We start from the raw sequence: 18,019 nt of genomic DNA on the forward strand, positions 1-18,019 counted from the left end.
ACGATGTTTTCCCGGTTTTTGAAAACCCATTTTCTGCGGATTGTTAATAAGGGATTTGGCGCGGCGCTTTCCGCTCCGGCCGCTATTCCCGCGCGCCGGACGATGACGCGCGCGCTGAGCTGCCGATGGTTTCCCGTTCGCGCGGCAATGACGCCTTTCGTTAACGGGAAGATTGCCCGCCTGTCCGGGCGGGTGTTCATCGTAACCGCGCTGGCCGCGACGCTGGCGCCGGCGACGGCGCCGGCCGCCGGCATTGCTGAAGTGGCGGAAACCAACGTGGTGCACATGACGGTGCATCAGGGACGTATGTTGCGGCTGGATGGTTTGCCCGACAGCGTGCTGGTGGCCGATCCGGCGATCGCCAGTTTCGAACTGCCTTCGCCGGGCAACCTGTTTATCTATGCCAAAAGCGTGGGAACCACCACGCTGTATGCCATGGATGAAAACGGCGATGTCATCAATGCCATCCGCATCGTTTCCGAACACGACTTGAAAGCTCTGGGCGAACGCCTGAAACGGGAGTTCCCCAGCGCGGATATTCAACTGGAGGCGGGGATCCCCAGCGGCGTGATCGTTCGCGGCAGCGTCGATACGCCGCAAGACGCCAAACGGGTGATCGACAGCGTGCAGGCGTACATCGTCGCTTCTTCCTCGTCCGCCGGGGGCGGGGGCGGAGGCGGCGGAGGCGGCGGCCAGGAACTGCCGGGCAGCAGCGAAACGTCCGGCAAGGTGATCAACCAGCTGAAGATTAAAACCCCTTCCCAAATCAACATTCGCGTGCGGGTGGTGGAAGTGTCGCGCAACCTGACCCATGAACTGGGTTTCAACTGGGAAGCGTCGCTTAACCGAGGCAGCGCCAACTTCGGCCTGGGCACCGGTACGGTCAGCGGTTTCTTTGATTCCAGCACCGGCGCGTTTACCGGCGTTGAAGGCAGCAGCTTCTTCGGCGCCAACGTCGGCGGCGGCGAAGGCTCGCTCAGCGGGTTATTGTCGGCGATGAACAAACAGGGCATGGCGTCCGTGCTGGCGGAGCCGAATCTCACCGCCATGTCCGGCGAAACCGCCGCCTTTGCGGCGGGCGGCGAAGTGCCGGTGGTCATCATTACCAACAACAACGTCAATATCGATTATAAGGCGTACGGCGTGATCCTGCGCATGACGCCGACGCTGCTGTCCGCCAATCGCATCAGCCTGCATATCGCGCCGGAAGTCAGCGAATTGACGTCGGTGGGGTCGGTCACGCTGGAAGGCGGTTCGACCATCCCGGCGCTGACCGTGCGCCGCGCCGATACCACGGTGGAGCTGGCCAGCGGGCAGAGTTTCGCGCTGGCGGGCATGCTGCGCAGTTCCAACAGCCAGACGGTGACCGGAGTGCCGGGGCTAAGCAGTATTCCGATCATCGGGCGGGCATTTGAAAACGAGTCGGCGAGCCATGAGGAAACGGAACTGGTGATTATCGCCACCGCCTATGTGGTGGAACCGGTGAATGCGGGCGATCTTCAGATACCGGGGCAGGGCGTCAAAACGCTGGATTCCGTGACGCCCAGCTATGGCGCCGTGGGCTATCTCTACTGAATCTGATGATGAAACGGTGAAAAAATGAATAACCCCAACAACGCAATGAAATCGTCAGCCGGCCCGATATTGCGCCTGACGCTCGGCGCCCTTTGCTTACTGCTGGCGGCCTGCGGCGATCGATCGGTAAACGCTCAGCGTATGCAGCGTTATGAGCAGCCGGCGCTGGCGCCGATAGACATTCGTCCTTCTTCGCTGGCGGTGACGCTGCAGGTGGCGGCCAACGGTCGCGGCTTTACTGCGCAATCGCTCAAGCAGCTCAACGTGATGCTCAAAGATCAGGGGCGCTTATCCAAACAGACGCTGACGCTAATCCCGCGTACGGTTCGCGGCGAACAAATGGCGGTCAGGCTGGCCAGCGTACTGAAAAACGCCGGAGCCGACGCGCAGAAAGTCAAGCTGATGCGTACCTCCGCGGCGGGCGGCCACGCCGGCGATCTGGAGGTGATTTCTGAGGCGCTGGCGGTAAAAACCGCCCGCTGTCAGGTCAACGATCCCGACCTGCTGATGGTGAAGCCGTTTGAAGGCATGGGATATCTCGGCTGCGCGACGCAAAATAATCTGGCGATGATGGTGGCGGAACCCCGGGATCTGATTCAGGCGAAAACGCTGGATGACGCGGACGGCGTAATGGCGGTCAACAGCATCGAACGCTATCAGACTGATGATGTGAAAGAGCTCATCGATATTGATTTTGAAGATTAAGGGAGTGGCATTCCATGAGTGAAATTACCCTTATTGACAATGAAGAGCTGCGCGTGCCGCTGGTGGCGTTTGTTCACGCCGGCGATGACGTCGCCGAGCTTGGCGACCAGTTTGCGCGCCTGAAGCATCAGAACGTGCCGGTGATGCCGGGCGGCATCGCCGCGGCGCGCAAGTGGTGCGAACAGAATGTTCCGCCGCGCGTTTTGCTGGTGGATTTGGAGGGGACGCACTGGCCGTTGCCAGAACTGGAGGCGCTGCTGGGCATCTGCGGCCCCACGACGCAGGCGATCGTCACCGGCAAGGAACAGGATGTCGCGCTGTATCGCGCTCTGTTGCAGATCGGCGTGGTGGATTACCTGCTGAAGCCGTTCACGCTGGATTTGCTGGCCTCGACGTTGGCGAAATGCGCAGGCCAGCAGGCCGGGCCGGAGTATGCCCGTATGGGGCGCACCGTCGCGGTGGTCGGCGCCAGCGGCGGCAGCGGCGCCAGCACCGTCGCCATGGGGCTGAGCCGGCTGCTGTCCGGCGAGCGCCATTTGCCGGTCGCGTTGGTGGATTTCGACCGCCGCAACGGCGATCAACTGCTGTTGCAGGGGCAGAGCGAAGACGCCGGGCTGGCCGCGGTGCTGGGGACGCAGGAGTTGGATACCCGGCTGCTGCAGCGCGCCATGCTGCGCATCGAGCCCCGTTTACATCTGCTGGCGCAAAAGCCGGAGCTGGGGGAGCTCACGCCGATCGACGTGGATAACGTGCTGAATCTCGGCAGCGCGCTGTGCCGTATGTTTAATCAGGTGATCTGGGACCTGCCCAACAGCTATCCGCCGGGAGCGCTGGATGTGCTCACCTACGCCGACTTACGCATCATCGTGACCGAACTGACGCTGCAAGACGCCCGCAACGTCCGGCGCGTGCTGCATGAAATCGGCGATGAGAGCGAAGGCCAGCGTCTGCTGCTGGTGCATAACCAAAGCCGGTTCGCCGGAAGCGCGCCGCTCGGCCGCGAGCAGTTTGAACAGTTTACCGGCCGGCGCATCGACGCCGTGCTGCCGAACGCCGGGCATGCGCTGGCGCAAAGTTTGACGCTGGGGGCGCTGAACCTGGCGACGGCGCCGGTTTTTCAGCAAGGGTTGCGTCAGCTTGCCGATCTGGCCTGCGGCGTACGCGCCAAACCGGTGGAGAAACGCTGGTTTGCGCGCTGGCTGAAGCGGGCATGATGACTGGAAAATTTATCTTGTTTTATCAAATGGTTAACAGATTATGCTGATTCGTAGAAACCACCAGCAGAAAGGCGAGGCGAGCCGGATCGCGCCTCAGCCCGCCGCCGCCGCCAATGTCGCCGAACTGAAAGCGCGCCCGGCGGGCGAAAGCCGGACGCCGCCCGCGGCGAGCGGCGCGGCGCCGTCGGCGGCGCGGCAGACGGATAGCCGAACCGGACAGCGGCGTTTGATCCGGGCGCAGCTCTACGATCAGATCGATGCCGGCAAGGCCGCCATGATGGAGCGCGATAAACTGCTGGTGCAGATCGAAACCGTCATCCGCCATATTTGCGACGAGCAGCGTTTGCAGTTGTCCCGGCAGGAAGAAGAAGCCATCGCCGCGGAAATGCTGGATGAAATGACCGGAATCGGCCCGATCCAGCCTCTGCTGGCCGACGATACGGTCAACGATATTCTGGTGAACGGCGCCAATCAGGTGTTTGTCGAGCGCTTCGGTAAGCTGGAGCTCTCTCCCATCACCTTTATTGATGAAGAACACGTCTTTAACACCGCGCAGCGTATCGCGGCGGCGGTGGGCCGACGGATCGATGAAGCCAGCCCGATGGTCGACGCCCGCCTGCCGGACGGCAGCCGCGTCAACGTGATCACTTATCCGCTGGCGATCGACGGCACCACCATCTCGATTCGTAAATTTATGCGTCGCAACCTGTCGCTGGAAGCGCTGGCGGAGAGCCGCTGCATGTCATACGCCATGGCCGATGTGCTGAACAGGGCGATGCAGGCGAAGATTAACGTGATTGTCTCCGGCGGCACCGGGGCCGGTAAAACCACGTTGCTCAATGCGCTGTCGCAAAAAATCGGCAGCGACGAACGCATTATCACCATTGAAGACGCCGCCGAACTGCAGTTGCAGCAGGAGCATGTGATCCGGCTGGAAACCCGCCCGATCAGCGCCGAAGGCACCGGCCGGGTCGACCAGCGCGATTTGGTGCGCAACGCGCTGCGTATGCGTCCCGACCGCATCATCCTCGGCGAAGTGCGCGGCGGTGAAAGTTTCGACATGCTGCAGGCGATGAATACCGGCCACGACGGCTCGCTGTGCACCGTGCACGCCAATACCTCGCGCGATTCGATCCAGCGCCTGGAGAATATGGTGATGATGGCCAATATGCAACTGCCGCTGATGGCGATCCGGCGGCAGATCGCCAGCGCCGTACACCTGATCGTACAGATCGAACGTATGCGCGACGGCGTGCGCCGCGTGGTGTCGATCACCGAAGTCTGCGGCATGGAGAATGAGGTGATCCAGCTGCAGGATCTGTTTACTTTCCAGATCCAGGGCAAAGACGCGCAGGGCATGCTGACCGGCGAATACGTACAGCATATCCCGCGCCCGCAGTTCTACAGCGACAAAGCGCATTTGTTCGATGCGTAGTCATGAACTGAGGAGACGCCGATGACCCCTTTACGCCTGAATCTGATTACGCTGTTGGTGTTTTGCTGCGTGCTGCTGCTGTGCTTCGCCGCCTATCGCTGGCAGGAGGCGCGTCGGCGCCGCGCGCAGAGCGAACTGCGCTGGCGGCGGATTTTAGCGCAGGTCGAACCGCCGCCGCCGCAACAGGTTTCCGATTCCATCCTGCGCGATGAGATAAAAACGCCGCTGATGAGGGTGCCGCTGGTGGGGAGCTGGCTGGCCGGGATCTGGTCGCAGCTGGCGTTTATCGGCTGGAAAAAAAACCTGCGCCAGCGGGCGCTGATCCTGGCGGCGCTGTGTCTGACGCTGGGAATGATCATGGGGCAGCGAACCCTGCTGCCGCTGACGCTGGGGCTGGTTTTCTCTCTGCTGTTGTTCGCCGGCGTCGGCGCGCTGCTGTTTCGTTCCGCGTTGCAAAAGCACCTGAAGGCCTTGCGCGAAAGCCTGCCGGAGGCGATTGACGCCATTACCCGCAGCTGCCGGGCCGGCGTGCCGGTGGCGAATACCTTCGCAATGGTGGCGGAGCATCTGACCGGGCCGCTGGCGAACGAGTTTAAAACCATCGACCACTGGCTAAGGCTGGGCATCCCGCTGCGCCAGGTGATTCAGGCATCGGCGGGCCGGGTGCCGATGTCGGAGTACCGCTTCTTCGTGGTGATCCTGATCATCAATCAGGAGGCCGGCGGGCGGCTGGGCGAAACCTTGGAACGGCTATCCGCCACGCTGCGCGCGCGGCGCGAGCTGCAGCTTAAAGTGCAGTCGAAAACCTCGGAGGCGCGGGCGTCCGCCAAGATTGTGGCGGCGCTGTTCCCCTGCTGTCTGGCCTATTTGTATCTGCGTTCCCCCGACGATTTCAGCTTTCTGTTTTCCGATCCGGTGGGCACCACGGTGCTGATTTACGCCTTGTGCAGCGTGTGCCTCGGCATGCTGGTGACCCATTTGATGGTCAGGCGAATAAGCTAAACGACGAGGGAGAAGCCGACATGACGATATTTAGCGATCCCTTACTGCTGTTGGCGCTGGGGCTGATTGGCGCGGGGATATATTTTGCGCGTTTTCACTCTAGCCAGCGGCGGCACCAGCAGCTGCTGGAACGGATGCGGGCGCATCTGCCCGCATCCCCGATGGAAGAGGCGTCTCAGGATACGATCTTAAGAGGTCAGGGCGCGGCCATCAGCCCCTGGCTGGAAAAAATTTTGCTGCCGGTGGCGCGACAGGGGCAGCGCCTTTCCGGATCCGAACGGGATCGCCTTAATCTGCGGCGTTTGCTTGATCTGGCCGGATTCCGCCGCAGCGAAGCGGTGGGCTGGCTGGTGATGGGAAAATTTCTCACGGGCTTTCTGTGCGCCGCGAGCCTGGTGTGGGGCTGGCTGCCGCCAGCCGATCGGCTGGGTATGACCGGCATCGCCGCCGGACTGATCGGTTTTTTCGTCGGCGCGGTGCTGCCGGAATGGTGGCTGAAGTGGCGGGCCGCCAGCCGGGGCGAAAAGCTGGCGCGCGCGGTGCCGGACGCGCTGGATTTGATGGTGGTGTGCGCCGAAGCCGGGCTGCCGATCGGCCGCGTGCTGCAGGTGGTATCGAAAGAGTTGGGATTGTCGGCGCCGGAAATGGCCGATGAGCTGCGTTACACCGCCGCCGAGCTGCAGATCCTCTCCGATCGCACGCTGGCCATGATGCACCTGGCGGAAAGAACCCGCGTCGCGGAAATCGAAAGTATGGTCGCCACGCTGGTTCAGGCGGAGCGCTACGGCACGCCGCTGTCGCAGGCGCTGCGCACCATAGCGGACGAAAGCCGCAAGACGCTGCTGCTGGGGCTGGAGGAGAAAGCGGGAAAATTGCCGGCGCAGCTTAGCGTTCCGCTGATGGCGCTGATCCTGCCGCCGATTATCGCCATTATGGCGTCGCCCGCCCTGGTGCGCGTGATTCGGCTACTGACTCAGTAGCGCCTGAGGCATTTGAACAAGCGGTTTCCCGCGTCGGCGGGGGACTTACGGTTGAAACAGAGGGGATTGAGGGGGATGCAAACATGTTTGCTCTGGTGAAAAAAATGGCAAGCGGGCGGCGGGGATACGGCCGTTTGTTGCTGGTTCTGCTGCTGGGGTCGCTGCTGGCGGGATGCGGCAGCTCAATGGCGATTAAAGGCACCAAAGATGAGGGGCTGCGTCTGGCCCGCTTGCTGCGCGATCAGGGGCGGCTGGAGGCGGCAACGGAAGTCTACGCCCGGATCGACGGGCGCGGCGAGCTTAAAGGCGCTGAGCTGCTGGAGTACGCCAGCGTCGCGGCGTCGGTGCGTTCGCCGCAGCAAACGCTGGCGCTGTACGACCGCGCCCGGCAATCGCTGGGCGGCGATAGCGATAGGATGAAGCCCCAGGAGGCGCTGGCGGTTTGTTTAGGCATGGCGCGCGCGCAGCTGGCGATGGGGCGCAATACGCTGGCGCAGAAAGATTTCGCCTGCGCGCTGAAAGCCGAGCCGGACAACGCGAGCGCGCTCAACGGCATGGGAGTGGTGATGGATGCGGCCGGTAGACATACCGAGGCGCGCCAGCTGTTCGAGAAGGCGCTGCAGGCCAACCGGGCGGATGCGGCGGCGATAAACAATCTGGCGCTCTCCTGGCTGGTGAGCGGGGATGCGGATAAAGCCATCGGTCTGCTGCGTACGGTGGATAGCGACAACACCACCGGCAAATTGAATTTGGCGCTGGCCTACCTCTACAGCGATCGTCAGGAGGAAGCGCGCGGCACGCTGGCGACCATTGCGCAGCCGCAGCGCATCGATGAACTGATGGCGGCGCTGAACCAGCGTCTGGCGCAGATGCGCCAGGAGAGCAGCCGCGGCGAAGCGCTGCTGTTGTCCAGCCGTCAGCGTTTACAGCTCAGCAACCCCGAGTGATGGGCATGTCGCGGCGCAACCCTGTGGACTGGCGCGGTACGCGCGGCGCGATCGCCGTGGAAGTGGCGTTTCTGGTGCCGGTGGTCCTGATCGGCGTGATGATGCTGTTCGAGCTGGCGCGTATCGGGCTGGTGATCGCCGTGGGCAGCGTGGCGCTGGATAAGGCGGTGCAGACCTTTCGCCTTGACGATCTCAATGCCAGCAGCGCCGAGCAGATGAGGGCGAACCTGAAAGCGCGGATGATCGACGTCTCCTATGGCTATCTGCAAGAGGATGATTTAACCGTCAGCGTGCTGCATTTCGACAACCTGAGCCAGCTTGGCGGGCTGGAGACGAATTCCGGCGAGGATGACGGCGGCGGCGCGGAGACCTTGCCCGTCTGGTCGGTCACGGTGCAGATAAGGAAGGCCTTCCTGACGCCCCTGCCGGAAGTGCTGACGTTGGGCGACGCCTTCCGCTATCAGTACAAACATGTCTTTGGCACGGAACTGCGCAATGAAGAGTAACGCGTTGGCGCGGCTGCGGCGGTTTTATGCGTCGAAACGGGCTTCCGTCACGGTCGAAACCGCGCTGGCGCTGCCCATCGTGCTGGCGATCGGCGCGCTTTGCGCGGATATCTACACCGTCGGTCTGGAGCGTGAGCGGATGGAACAGCGGGCCGGCGCCATCGTCTCCATTCTCGGCATGCAGCAGGAACTGACGGAAGAGGGGCTACAGGGGCTGCTGGATGCGGTGCTGCCCGAAGATGGGATGGGAAATTATCAGTTGCTTATCAGCAACGTGCGTCAGACCGGCGAGGTGTATTGGCAGCTCGAACGCGGCAACGCGGACAATATATGCGCGGATAACCAGGCCGGGTACGGCGAGATCTATCCGGGGGAACTGCCGGAAAAGGATGAAGAGGACGGCAGCGAGATTGTCGCCATGGTGGTGGTGGAGCTATGCCGCGAAGGCAAGGATATCAGTCTGGCCGGCGGGTTATCGTTGAGCAACCTGCTGCATGTCTCGCTGGTAAACCGCACCGGGGACGGCGTGATTACCCTGGATGCCGCGCTGGGGCAGGAGGCCGGGCAGCCGAAAGAGGAGTATGAAGATAATGAGGGATAATTGCGGCGGCGTTTTGCGGCGTTTGACGCGCGCCCTGCGAATTTTTGCGCGCCAGGAGCGCGGCGCGGGAACCGCGTTCTATGTATTGAGCGCGATGGCGCTGCTGGTTAGCGCGGCCTTTATTGTGGACTCCTCCACCGCCACCGGCGATGCGGCGCAAATCAAGCGCGCCGCCGACGCCGCCGCGCTGGCGGTGGGGCGTCAGGTGCTGTTGGGCGGCAAGCTGAATGAAAACTTCAGCCAGGAGCAGCTCACGCAGTTGGCGTTCGATTACGTCAAGGCGAACCTGGGCGTAAACAGTAAGCTGGCCGAAGCGATCGCGCTGGATAACGTTGCCTTGAGCGAAGGGCGCAACGGCGATAACTACCCGACGTATACCGTTACGGTCGACTTTACCACCTCTGCGGAACTGCTGCGGCTGGCGTCGTCCCAACAGCAAATTTACTCCACGGCGGAGGTGATCAACCGCTCGACGGAAGTCTCCCTGATAGTGCCCAACACGTTGAGCGAAGACAGCGCCAATCTGGCGGCGCTGCGCCGCATCGGCAATGAGTTCGCGGAAAATTTGATCGGCGACAGCGATAACGTGTGGCTGGCGCTGGTGCCCCATAGCCAGTCCGTCAGCGTCTACGACGCCGAACATCCCAACCGCATCCGCCAGTGGGCCGCCTCGGGCGCGCTGCGGCCGGTAGAGCTGACTTCGCTGTTCAATGCGGGCTACAGCGGGCTGGCGGATGCGCGTATGCCCGACCGGCGCGCCAGGCTGCTGTGTATGTTCCGCGGGTTGAACCGGGGGGACAACTACTTCTGGGACGAAGCGCCCGGCGGTCAGTTCGGCATCTACTACCGCGCGGACATTCCCTCCAATGACAGCAACTATGGCATCGCGCCTTTGACCATCACCTGGGTCGGGCCCAACCCTGATTTCGGCCAGGCCACCGGCGCGAACGATACCCGCACGCTGATCGCCGATCGCGGTTGTCCCAGCGCCGCGCTGCTGCCGCTAACCAACGATCTGGAGAAAATTTCCCAACGTCTCGACGAGATGTCCCGGCGTTTCAACACCAATTACGCCATCGCTATGGGCTGGGCGGCGATGGCGCTGGCGCCGGCGTTTCGCGGCAGCGACGGCTGGGGGCTGGACGACGAGCTGCCGAAGGATTTCGACGAGGGCGGCGGCGAACGCATCAAGGCCATCGTGATGTTGGTGAACTCCACCGGCCAGCGCTGGTTCGATACGGATAGCTACAACAGCTATGTCGGCGAAGCCATAGACGGCTGCACCGTCTCCGCCAATGAAGCCAATTGCAACAATTATGAAGCGCTGATCGAGGCGCGTTTCGCCAGCCTGTGCGCCAGTTTCCGCTCGCGTAACCTGAAATTCTATCTGGTCGCCACCGGCAACGATGAGGCGACGGATGAAGATGGCGCCATCGCCAGCGCCTCCGATTTTCGCCGTACCGCCGGCGCGGGGCTGCAAATCTGCGCCGAAAAAAGCGGCGATCTGACCTATTACAACGGCGCGGACTTTGTTGCCTCGGAAGGCAAAATCAGGGATCGCCTGAGTGAAATCGCCGACGAGCTGCACCAGAAAAGCGGTTTCGTCCGTTTGATTGAGTAACGGCCCATGTGCCCTTTGACCGACAGGATATGACACCATGACCTATTCCCGTTCCGCGGCGCGTCGGCGCCTTCCTCAACAGGCATGGGCGCTGGAGCCGCGTATGATGTTCGACGCCGCCGCCGTCGCCACCGCCGCCGAAGTGGTGGCCGCCACCGACACCGCGCCCGGCGTCGCCGCCAGCGGCGTGGAGGCCGCCATTACCATCGACGACGGCTCCGGCGCCCAGTCGGTGGATCTGTTCAGCGGCGTCAGCGTGACGCAGGATAGCGGCGGCGAGTCGCTGTCCACGCTGACGATCGCCGTCGACAGCAGCGGCGGCAATCAGGCGCTGATCGTGGACGGCAGCGCCATCGCCCTGAAAACGGGTTCCGGCGAGACCTCCGGCAACGGCTATTACTATTCGGTCGCGGTCAGCGGCGGCGTCACCACGTTGACCCTTAGCCTGAATTCGACCGATGCCAATTCCGCCGCCGACGTCGCCACGCTGATTGACGGCATCGCTTACAGTACGCTGGACAACACGGTGGAGAGCGGCGAGGTGACCGTTACCCTGTCCACCCTGAGCGACGATAGCGATACGGCGACGCTGGGCATCAGCTCCACCATCGCCATCGACAGCAGCGTCAACGTCGCCCCCGCGCTGACCGACGACAGCGCGCTGGACGCCGCCGAGTCCATTAGCATCGGCGATCTCGGCAACGATGTGGAGGTGGTTTACTCCAGCGACGGCAACGAGGCTTATGCCGCCGGCAACGGCGTGGTTTCCCATTTCTCGGTCGACGACAGCGGCCGACTGACTCTGGTGGGCACCATCACCATCGAGGGAATGAATACCGCCGCCGAGATGGTGATCAGCGCGGACGGCGATTCGATTTACCTTATCGACACGCTCGGCGACGAGCAATACTCCTACGGCGATGACTATATCTACGTATTAAGCGTCGCCGACGATGGCTCGCTTAGCCATACGGCAACCGTCTCAAGCGAAAACGGCGGCATTACCGGCGGGCTGGCGATCTCCGAGGACGGCGCCTATGTTTATGCGGGCACGGCCTACAACGACGTGGTCGTTTTCAGCCGCGACAGCGCGACCGGCGCGCTGACCTACCTGACGCGCGCGCCGGGCGAGTACGGCAGCAACAGCCGCAACGGCGTCATTCTTGCCGCGGGCGACTACGTTTATGTGATCTATACCACCGGCAGCCACAATATACTGGTTTACCAGCGCAACGACGACGGCTCATTGAGTACGGTAGCCTCGCTGCTTACCGGCGCCAGCGGCTATGACGCCGTGGACTACAGCCTGGCTGTGTCCGACGATGGCCAGTATCTGTACGTCGCCGACCCGAACAACGGGGCCATCGCGCTCTATCGGTTCAGCGACGGCAGCCTTTCCCTGCTGGAAACCCTGACCCTCGCCGATGTCTCCAGCATCGCCCTGAGCGACGGCGGCGGCCTGCTGTACGCCACCACTAGCAGCGGCGCCATTAATGTCTACTCAGTCGCCGGCGGCGGCAGCCTGGTTCTGCTCAGCAGTATTGACACCGGCGCCGATATCAGCGATATCGCCGTTTCCGACGACGGGCTGTCGCTTCTGGTCTCCGGCGGCGGCGGGGTGGTCCGCTACACGCTGGCGCAAACCCTTGAACAGGGCGGCGCGCTCGCTTTCGCCGACGGACTGACTCTCAGCGACAGCAATTACGACGCCTTGAATAACGGCGCGGGTAATTACCGCGGCGCCAGCGTTACCGTCAGCGACGGCGCGGCGGGCGGTGTGTTTGGGTTCGCCGACGGCGGCGGCCTGAGCTACGCCGACGGCGTCATCTCGCTCGACGGCGCCGCCGTCGCCACCCTGAGCGCCGGCGACGGCGCGCTGACAGTGACTTTCACCGCCGACACCACCACCGCCGTCGCCAATCAGGTATTGCAGCAGCTCACCTACGCCAACGATAGCGCCGCGGCCGGCAGCTATATCGTGCTGAGCGCGATCGCCAGCGACGGCGCGCTGGCCAGCGGCGCCGCGACGCTCACCCTGCGGGTCAACGCGGTGCCGCAGGTCAACACCGATGCGTCCACCGGCTATAGTCTGAGCGTCGCCACCAGCGAAACCGCCTACAGCTTCACCCTGTTTTCCGGTCTGTTCAGCGACGTCGACGGCGATGCATTGACCTGGAGCGTCAGCGGGTTGCCCGACGGTCTGAGCTTTGATCCGGCGACCCGCGTCATCTCCGGTTCGGCCACCGAGGTCGGCGTCTTCACCCTGACCGTAACGGGCGCCGATGCCTCCGGCGCCAGCGCTTCGCTGACGCTGGAACTGACGGTCGAGCAGATCGCCAATCGCGCCCCCGAAGTTAATGCGCAGGCGGACACCCTGCTGGATACTTTTACCGAAGGCGAGGCCGGAAGCGTCGCGCTGGATAGCGGGCTGTTCATCGATGCCGACAGTCTCTATGGCGACAGCCTGGCCTGGCGCGTCGACGGCCTGCCCGACGGGTTAAGTTTCGATGCTGAGACGCTAACGATTTCCGGCACCGCAGCGGACGCCGGCGCTTACACGATTTCCGTCACGGTGGTTGATGAATCGGGCAAGACCGCCGCCGCCGAGGTGACGCTGCGGGTGATCACCCAGGACGAGGCGGACAACGGCGCGCCCGCGCTCGACGCCGATGCGAGTTCGCTGGTGTATACCGCCGACGGCGGGCTGAGCGGCTATGGCTATGCGGTGCAAGATCTGACGCTCTCCGCCGACGACGGCACCCTGATCGTGGTTGGCAATACGTCGCTGGCGCATGCGGTCACGGCCGGCGGTACGGCCTATATCACCATCTACAGCCGCGACGCCACCACCGGCGCGTTGACGCTGATCCAGACTCTGGTGCAGGGCACGACGGACGATGGCGACGCCGCCAACGGCGTGGAAGTGGACGGTCTCGCCAATGCCACCGCCGTGACCTACTCGGCCGATGGCTCCCAAGTTTACATCGCCGGCCGCAATCAGGCGGGCGATTACGTCATCACTACCTTCAACGTCAACGCCGACGGTACGCTCAGCGCCAGCGGCCTGAGTACGGTGGTTGGGGCGCAGGTCAAGGCGATTACCCTCTCCAGCGATGGCAGCGCTCTCTATGTGGTTTCGGCCAGCACCCTGTACTCGTTCACCGTCGGCGACGACGGCGCGCTCGCTTTGGCGGGCAGCTATGCCGCGGCCAGCGGCAATACCTACGGCGTGGCGGTGGATAGCCGCGGCTACGTTTACGTTTCCAGCGGCACCTACCTTATGGTTTTCTCCGCCGGGGAGGATGGCGCGCTGACGCAGTTGGTCTCGACCAGCGGCCTGAGTCTGTCGACTTTCGTGCGTACGCTGGCGGTGACGGATGACGGCTATATCTTCCTGGCCACCGGCACCGGCGGCACCGTCGTGACCGTCTACTTCGACAGCGAGAACAGCACGCTGACCAAGGTCGCGTCGGTTTCCGCCGGCACCCAGGTCTGGGGCCTGAACCTGTCGGCGGACGGCACCACGCTGTACGTCGGCACCAACACCGGCAACCTGCTGGTCTATCGCATCAACGACGATGGTTCGCTGGCGCTGAGCACGACGGTAACCGGCATCGGCGCGCGCGCCTACCGTATCACGGTGTCCTCGGACGGCTCTTCAATCTACGCCGGGGGCTTTTTCACCGCGGGCGGTCTGGGGATCGTCAGCGCCTCCGACATCGTCGCCGTAAGCTACACCGAAGGCGAGACCATCACCGTAGCCAGTGCGCTGACCCTGTCCGACGCCGAATACGACGCGCTGAACGACGGCGCCGGCAACTATAACGGCGCCACCATCACCCTCGTGCGCGACGGCGGCGCTAACGCGGCGGACAGCTACGGCTTCGCCGACGGCAACGGGCTGACCTACAGCGACGGGGGGATTTATCTCGACGGCGCGGTCATCGCCACCCTGGTGAGCGCCGACGGCGCGCTGGCCGTCGCCTTTACCGCCGACGTCACCACCGCCACCGCCAATCGGGTGCTGCAACAGCTCACCTATACCAACACCAGCAGCGATCCGGGCAGCAGCATCACCCTGGTGGTTTCCGTGAGCGATCGGTACACCGCCAGCTCGGTAAATGTGCGGCTTTCCGTCGCCGTGATTAACAACGCGCCATCGCTGGAAGCCGCGGGCCAGGACGCGACTTACATCAGCGGCGGCAGCGCGGTGAAGGTGTTCGATAACGTGACGCTCTCCGCCGGCGAGGACGAGCAGTCCATCAGCGGCCTGACTCTAACGGTTTCCGGCCTGGAGGACGGCGAAAAAGAAATATTGATCGTCGGCGGCTCCTACGTGACGCTGACCGACGGCGCCAGCGTCAGCGGTTCGGTTTCCGCGGACGTTGTGGAAAGCGACGGCAGCATCAGCACCTACAGCTACTTCGTGTCCATCTCGGTCAGCGTGACGGACGGCGTAGCGACCGTTACCGTCAGCAGCGGCGACGGACTGCCGGCGGATCTGGCCGCGGTATTGGTCAAAGATATCGCTTACATCAATACCTCAGCCGATTATTCCGAGGATCCCACCACCGGCGATCGCACCATCACCCTGACCGCCGTTCAGGATAACGGCGGTACGGACAACGGCGGCGTGGATACCACCGCGCTGGCGATTAGCGCCACGGTCACCGTCGGTTTGACGAACAGCGCGCCCTCGGTCACGGCCTCCGGCGCTAGCGCTAACTATATTGAGAATGGCGATGGGGTAACGTTGTTCAGTGATGTCGACGTCTCCACGGGGGAGCCGGGGCAGACGATCGGCAATATCGCGCTGACGGTCTCCGGGTTGGCGGATGGCGAAAGCGAGACGCTGGTTATTGACGGCGCTCAGGTTTCCCTGACGGCGGAAGCTTCCGGGGAAACCGCCAACGGCTATAGCTATTACGTCTCCCTGGATGGCGATACCGCCACGGTATACCTCTACATCAGCAATGGCATTAGCGCGAACGCGGCATCAGAACTGATCGCCGGGCTAACTTACGCCAACGCCAGCGACGATCCCACGGCGGGCATCCGCACCATCACGCTGATCTCGCTGCAAGACGGCGGCGGCACGGCTAACGGCGGCGCTGATACCGTCACGCTCGCTATCGCGGCGCATGTGACGGTGACGGCGGTCAACGATGCGCCGACGCTGACGGCCGCCGCGGCCGATGTCAGCTACGCCTCGTCCGGCAGCAGCGTTAGCCTGTTCAGCGACGTCGCCATTTCGACGGTGGAGAGCGGCCAGACCCTCTCCAGCATCGTCTTTACCGTCGCGGGCCTGCTCGACGGCGCCGGCGAGACGCTGATCGTCGCCGGCGTCAGCATCGCGCTGGCGGACGGCAGCGGTGCGCTCGACAATGGCTACGCTTATGCCGTTACGCTCAACGGCGACGTCGCCACCGTGACCCTCTCCGGTAACGACGGCATCGCCGCCGCCGACGCCGCCGCGCTGATCGAACAGACCCGCTATGCGAATCTCAGCAGCGCCCAGACCGCAGGCGTGCGCACCGTTGGCCTCAGCGTGCGCGACAGCGGCGGGGTGGAGAATGGCGGCGGCGATGCCGCCGCGCTGGAATCCGCCGCATCGATTAGCGTGGTGAACAACTCGGCGCCCGAGCTCAGCGCCGGCGCCGATTACACCAGCCTGGAGACGGCGACCAGCCTGACGGCCATCAGCGGCCTTAGCGATATTACGGCCAGCGCCCTGACGGCGGCCGGCGATTACCTGTACGTGGTCAGCGGCGATGGCGGCATCGCCATTTTCAGCCGCAGCACGGATAGCGGCGAACTGACGCTGTTGCAGACGCTGGAAAGCGGCGTTTCATCCGTATCGCTGATCGAAATGAGCGAGGATGGCGGCACGCTCTATCTGCTTGGCGCGGGTGGCAACAGCGTGGCGATCTTCAGCCGCGACGGCGGCGACGGCAGCCTGACGCTGGTTCAAACGTTGGCGACGGAAAACGCCGTCGACCTGACGGCGTCCGCCGACGGCGGCGCGCTCTATGTGGTTGACGGCACCTACTCCGGCCTGCTGGTTTATACCCTGGACGGCGGCCAGTATGCGTTGAGCCAGTCCATCGCGGCCTCCACCAGCAGCGAACCCTATCTGTTTAGCGCCATCGGCGTAGAGACGGCGGGGGACTATGTCTATGTGATTACCGATCCGGCCGCCGATACGCTAGCCAATACCCTGATCGTCTACCAACGCGCGGCGGACGGCACGCTTAGCGCCGTCGCCTGGCTGCGCGACGGCGCGAGCGCCGGCGAAAGCACGGTCGATATCTCCAGCCCGGTCGGCCTCGCCGTTTCCAGCGACGGCGGCACGATTTATGTCGCCAGCGAGGATGGCGTCGCCGCGTTCGGCTTTGACGTCGACAGCGGCACGCTGACCTACCTCGGCGCGATTAGCGGTTTGTCCAACGTGACGGATCTCGCTCTGTCCGACGGCGGCGGCACCCTGTACGTCACCCTTTCGGACGGCGGCGTCAGCCGCTACAAGTCTGAAGATGGCGCGCTGACGCTGCTCGAAACGCTCTCCAGCGCGTCGACCGCCGCCCTGGCCGGGGCGCAAAGCGTGGCGACCGGGGCCTATGGCGCAGTGGTGGTTACCGGCGACGGCGGCCTGGTCAGCCTGAAAGACGCGCTAACGGAAATCGCCATTGATTACACCGAGCAGGGAACGGTACTGCCGGCCGGCCTGATTACCCTCGGCGACGCCGATTATGACGCGCTGGCCGACGGCGCCGGCAACTATAACGGCGCCACGATAAGTATCGCCCGCGGCGGCGGCGCCAACGGCGACGATAGCTACGGCTTCGCCGACGGCGACGGCCTGACGCTGGCGGACGGCACGATCTATCTGGACGGCGCGGCCATCGCCACCTTCGCGGACGATGACGGCGCGCTGACGGTGACGTTTACCGCGGATGTGACCACCGCCGTCGCCAATCGGGTGCTGCGGCAGATTAGCTACAGCAACGTCAGCGACGACCCGGGCGCGAGTATTCGGCTGTCCGTCACCGTAACCGATGTCTATTCCGCCAGCGCCAGCGCGACGTTGGCGCTGAACGTCGCCGAAGTTAACGATGCGCCGGTATCGACCAGCACGCCGGCCGACGCCAGCTATGCGGAGGGCGATGCGGCCGTCAGGCTATTCAGCGATAGCGCGGTTTCCACCGTGGAGGCCGGACAGGCCATCGCCAGTCTGACGCTGAGCGTTTCCGGTCTGAGCGACGGCGCCAGCGAGACGCTGACGATTGACGGCGCGGCGGTGCCCCTGGTCGCCGGCTCCGGCGCCACCGCCGGCGGTTACGCCTACAGCGTGTCGGTCAGCGGCGGCGACGCCACCGTGGTGATTTCCAGCGCCTCGGGCATTTCCGCCGCCGATGCGGCCGCCCTCATCG

At 63.7% G+C, this 18,019-nt stretch carries 11 protein-coding genes; all 11 read left to right on the forward strand.

Going from position 1 to position 18,019, the window contains the following annotated elements:
• Positions 1 to 147 precede the first annotated feature (147 nt).
• Positions 148 to 1,575 (forward strand): type II and III secretion system protein family protein, encoded by a 1,428-nt coding sequence (locus VSX58_RS09845; RefSeq protein ID WP_407654860.1) that lies wholly within the window; start codon positions 148 to 150, stop codon positions 1,573 to 1,575.
• A 24-nt stretch (positions 1,576 to 1,599) separates the two neighbouring features.
• On the forward strand, positions 1,600 to 2,280 hold the full coding sequence (locus VSX58_RS09850) for a CpaD family pilus assembly lipoprotein (protein ID WP_327617887.1): 681 nt from the start codon (positions 1,600 to 1,602) through the stop codon (positions 2,278 to 2,280).
• 14 nt (positions 2,281 to 2,294) lie between these two features.
• On the forward strand, positions 2,295 to 3,494 hold the full coding sequence (locus VSX58_RS09855; protein WP_327617888.1) for a hypothetical protein: 1,200 nt from the start codon (positions 2,295 to 2,297) through the stop codon (positions 3,492 to 3,494).
• A 43-nt stretch (positions 3,495 to 3,537) separates the two neighbouring features.
• On the forward strand, positions 3,538 to 4,932 hold the full coding sequence (locus VSX58_RS09860) for a CpaF family protein (RefSeq protein ID WP_327617889.1): 1,395 nt from the start codon (positions 3,538 to 3,540) through the stop codon (positions 4,930 to 4,932).
• Between the two features lie 21 nt (positions 4,933 to 4,953).
• Positions 4,954 to 5,934 carry a type II secretion system F family protein gene (locus tag VSX58_RS09865; RefSeq protein WP_327617890.1) on the forward strand — a complete coding sequence of 327 codons (981 nt, stop codon included), beginning with the start codon at positions 4,954 to 4,956 and terminating at the stop codon, positions 5,932 to 5,934.
• A 20-nt stretch (positions 5,935 to 5,954) separates the two neighbouring features.
• Positions 5,955 to 6,914, forward strand: coding sequence for a type II secretion system F family protein (locus VSX58_RS09870; protein ID WP_327617892.1), 960 nt, complete (start codon positions 5,955 to 5,957; stop codon positions 6,912 to 6,914).
• 104 nt (positions 6,915 to 7,018) lie between these two features.
• Positions 7,019 to 7,861 carry a tetratricopeptide repeat protein gene (locus tag VSX58_RS09875; protein ID WP_407654861.1) on the forward strand — a complete coding sequence of 281 codons (843 nt, stop codon included), beginning with the start codon at positions 7,019 to 7,021 and terminating at the stop codon, positions 7,859 to 7,861.
• A 5-nt stretch (positions 7,862 to 7,866) separates the two neighbouring features.
• Complete coding sequence (locus VSX58_RS09880; protein ID WP_327617910.1) at positions 7,867 to 8,367, forward strand: TadE/TadG family type IV pilus assembly protein; 501 nt, start codon at positions 7,867 to 7,869, stop codon at positions 8,365 to 8,367.
• Positions 8,357 to 8,968 carry a TadE/TadG family type IV pilus assembly protein gene (locus VSX58_RS09885; RefSeq protein WP_327617894.1) on the forward strand — a complete coding sequence of 204 codons (612 nt, stop codon included), beginning with the start codon at positions 8,357 to 8,359 and terminating at the stop codon, positions 8,966 to 8,968. The genes VSX58_RS09880 and VSX58_RS09885 overlap by 11 nt, the downstream gene beginning before the upstream one ends.
• Positions 8,958 to 10,589 (forward strand): pilus assembly protein, encoded by a 1,632-nt coding sequence (locus VSX58_RS09890; protein WP_327617895.1) that lies wholly within the window; start codon positions 8,958 to 8,960, stop codon positions 10,587 to 10,589. Before VSX58_RS09885 ends, VSX58_RS09890 begins: the two co-directional genes overlap by 11 nt.
• Before the next feature lie 37 nt (positions 10,590 to 10,626).
• A partial coding sequence (locus VSX58_RS09895; RefSeq protein ID WP_327617896.1) for a beta-propeller fold lactonase family protein occupies positions 10,627 to 18,019 on the forward strand: 7,393 nt, incomplete at its 3' end.

This window comes from Brenneria populi, assembly GCF_036016195.1.
GTDB classification, from domain to species: domain Bacteria; phylum Pseudomonadota; class Gammaproteobacteria; order Enterobacterales; family Enterobacteriaceae; genus Brenneria; species Brenneria populi.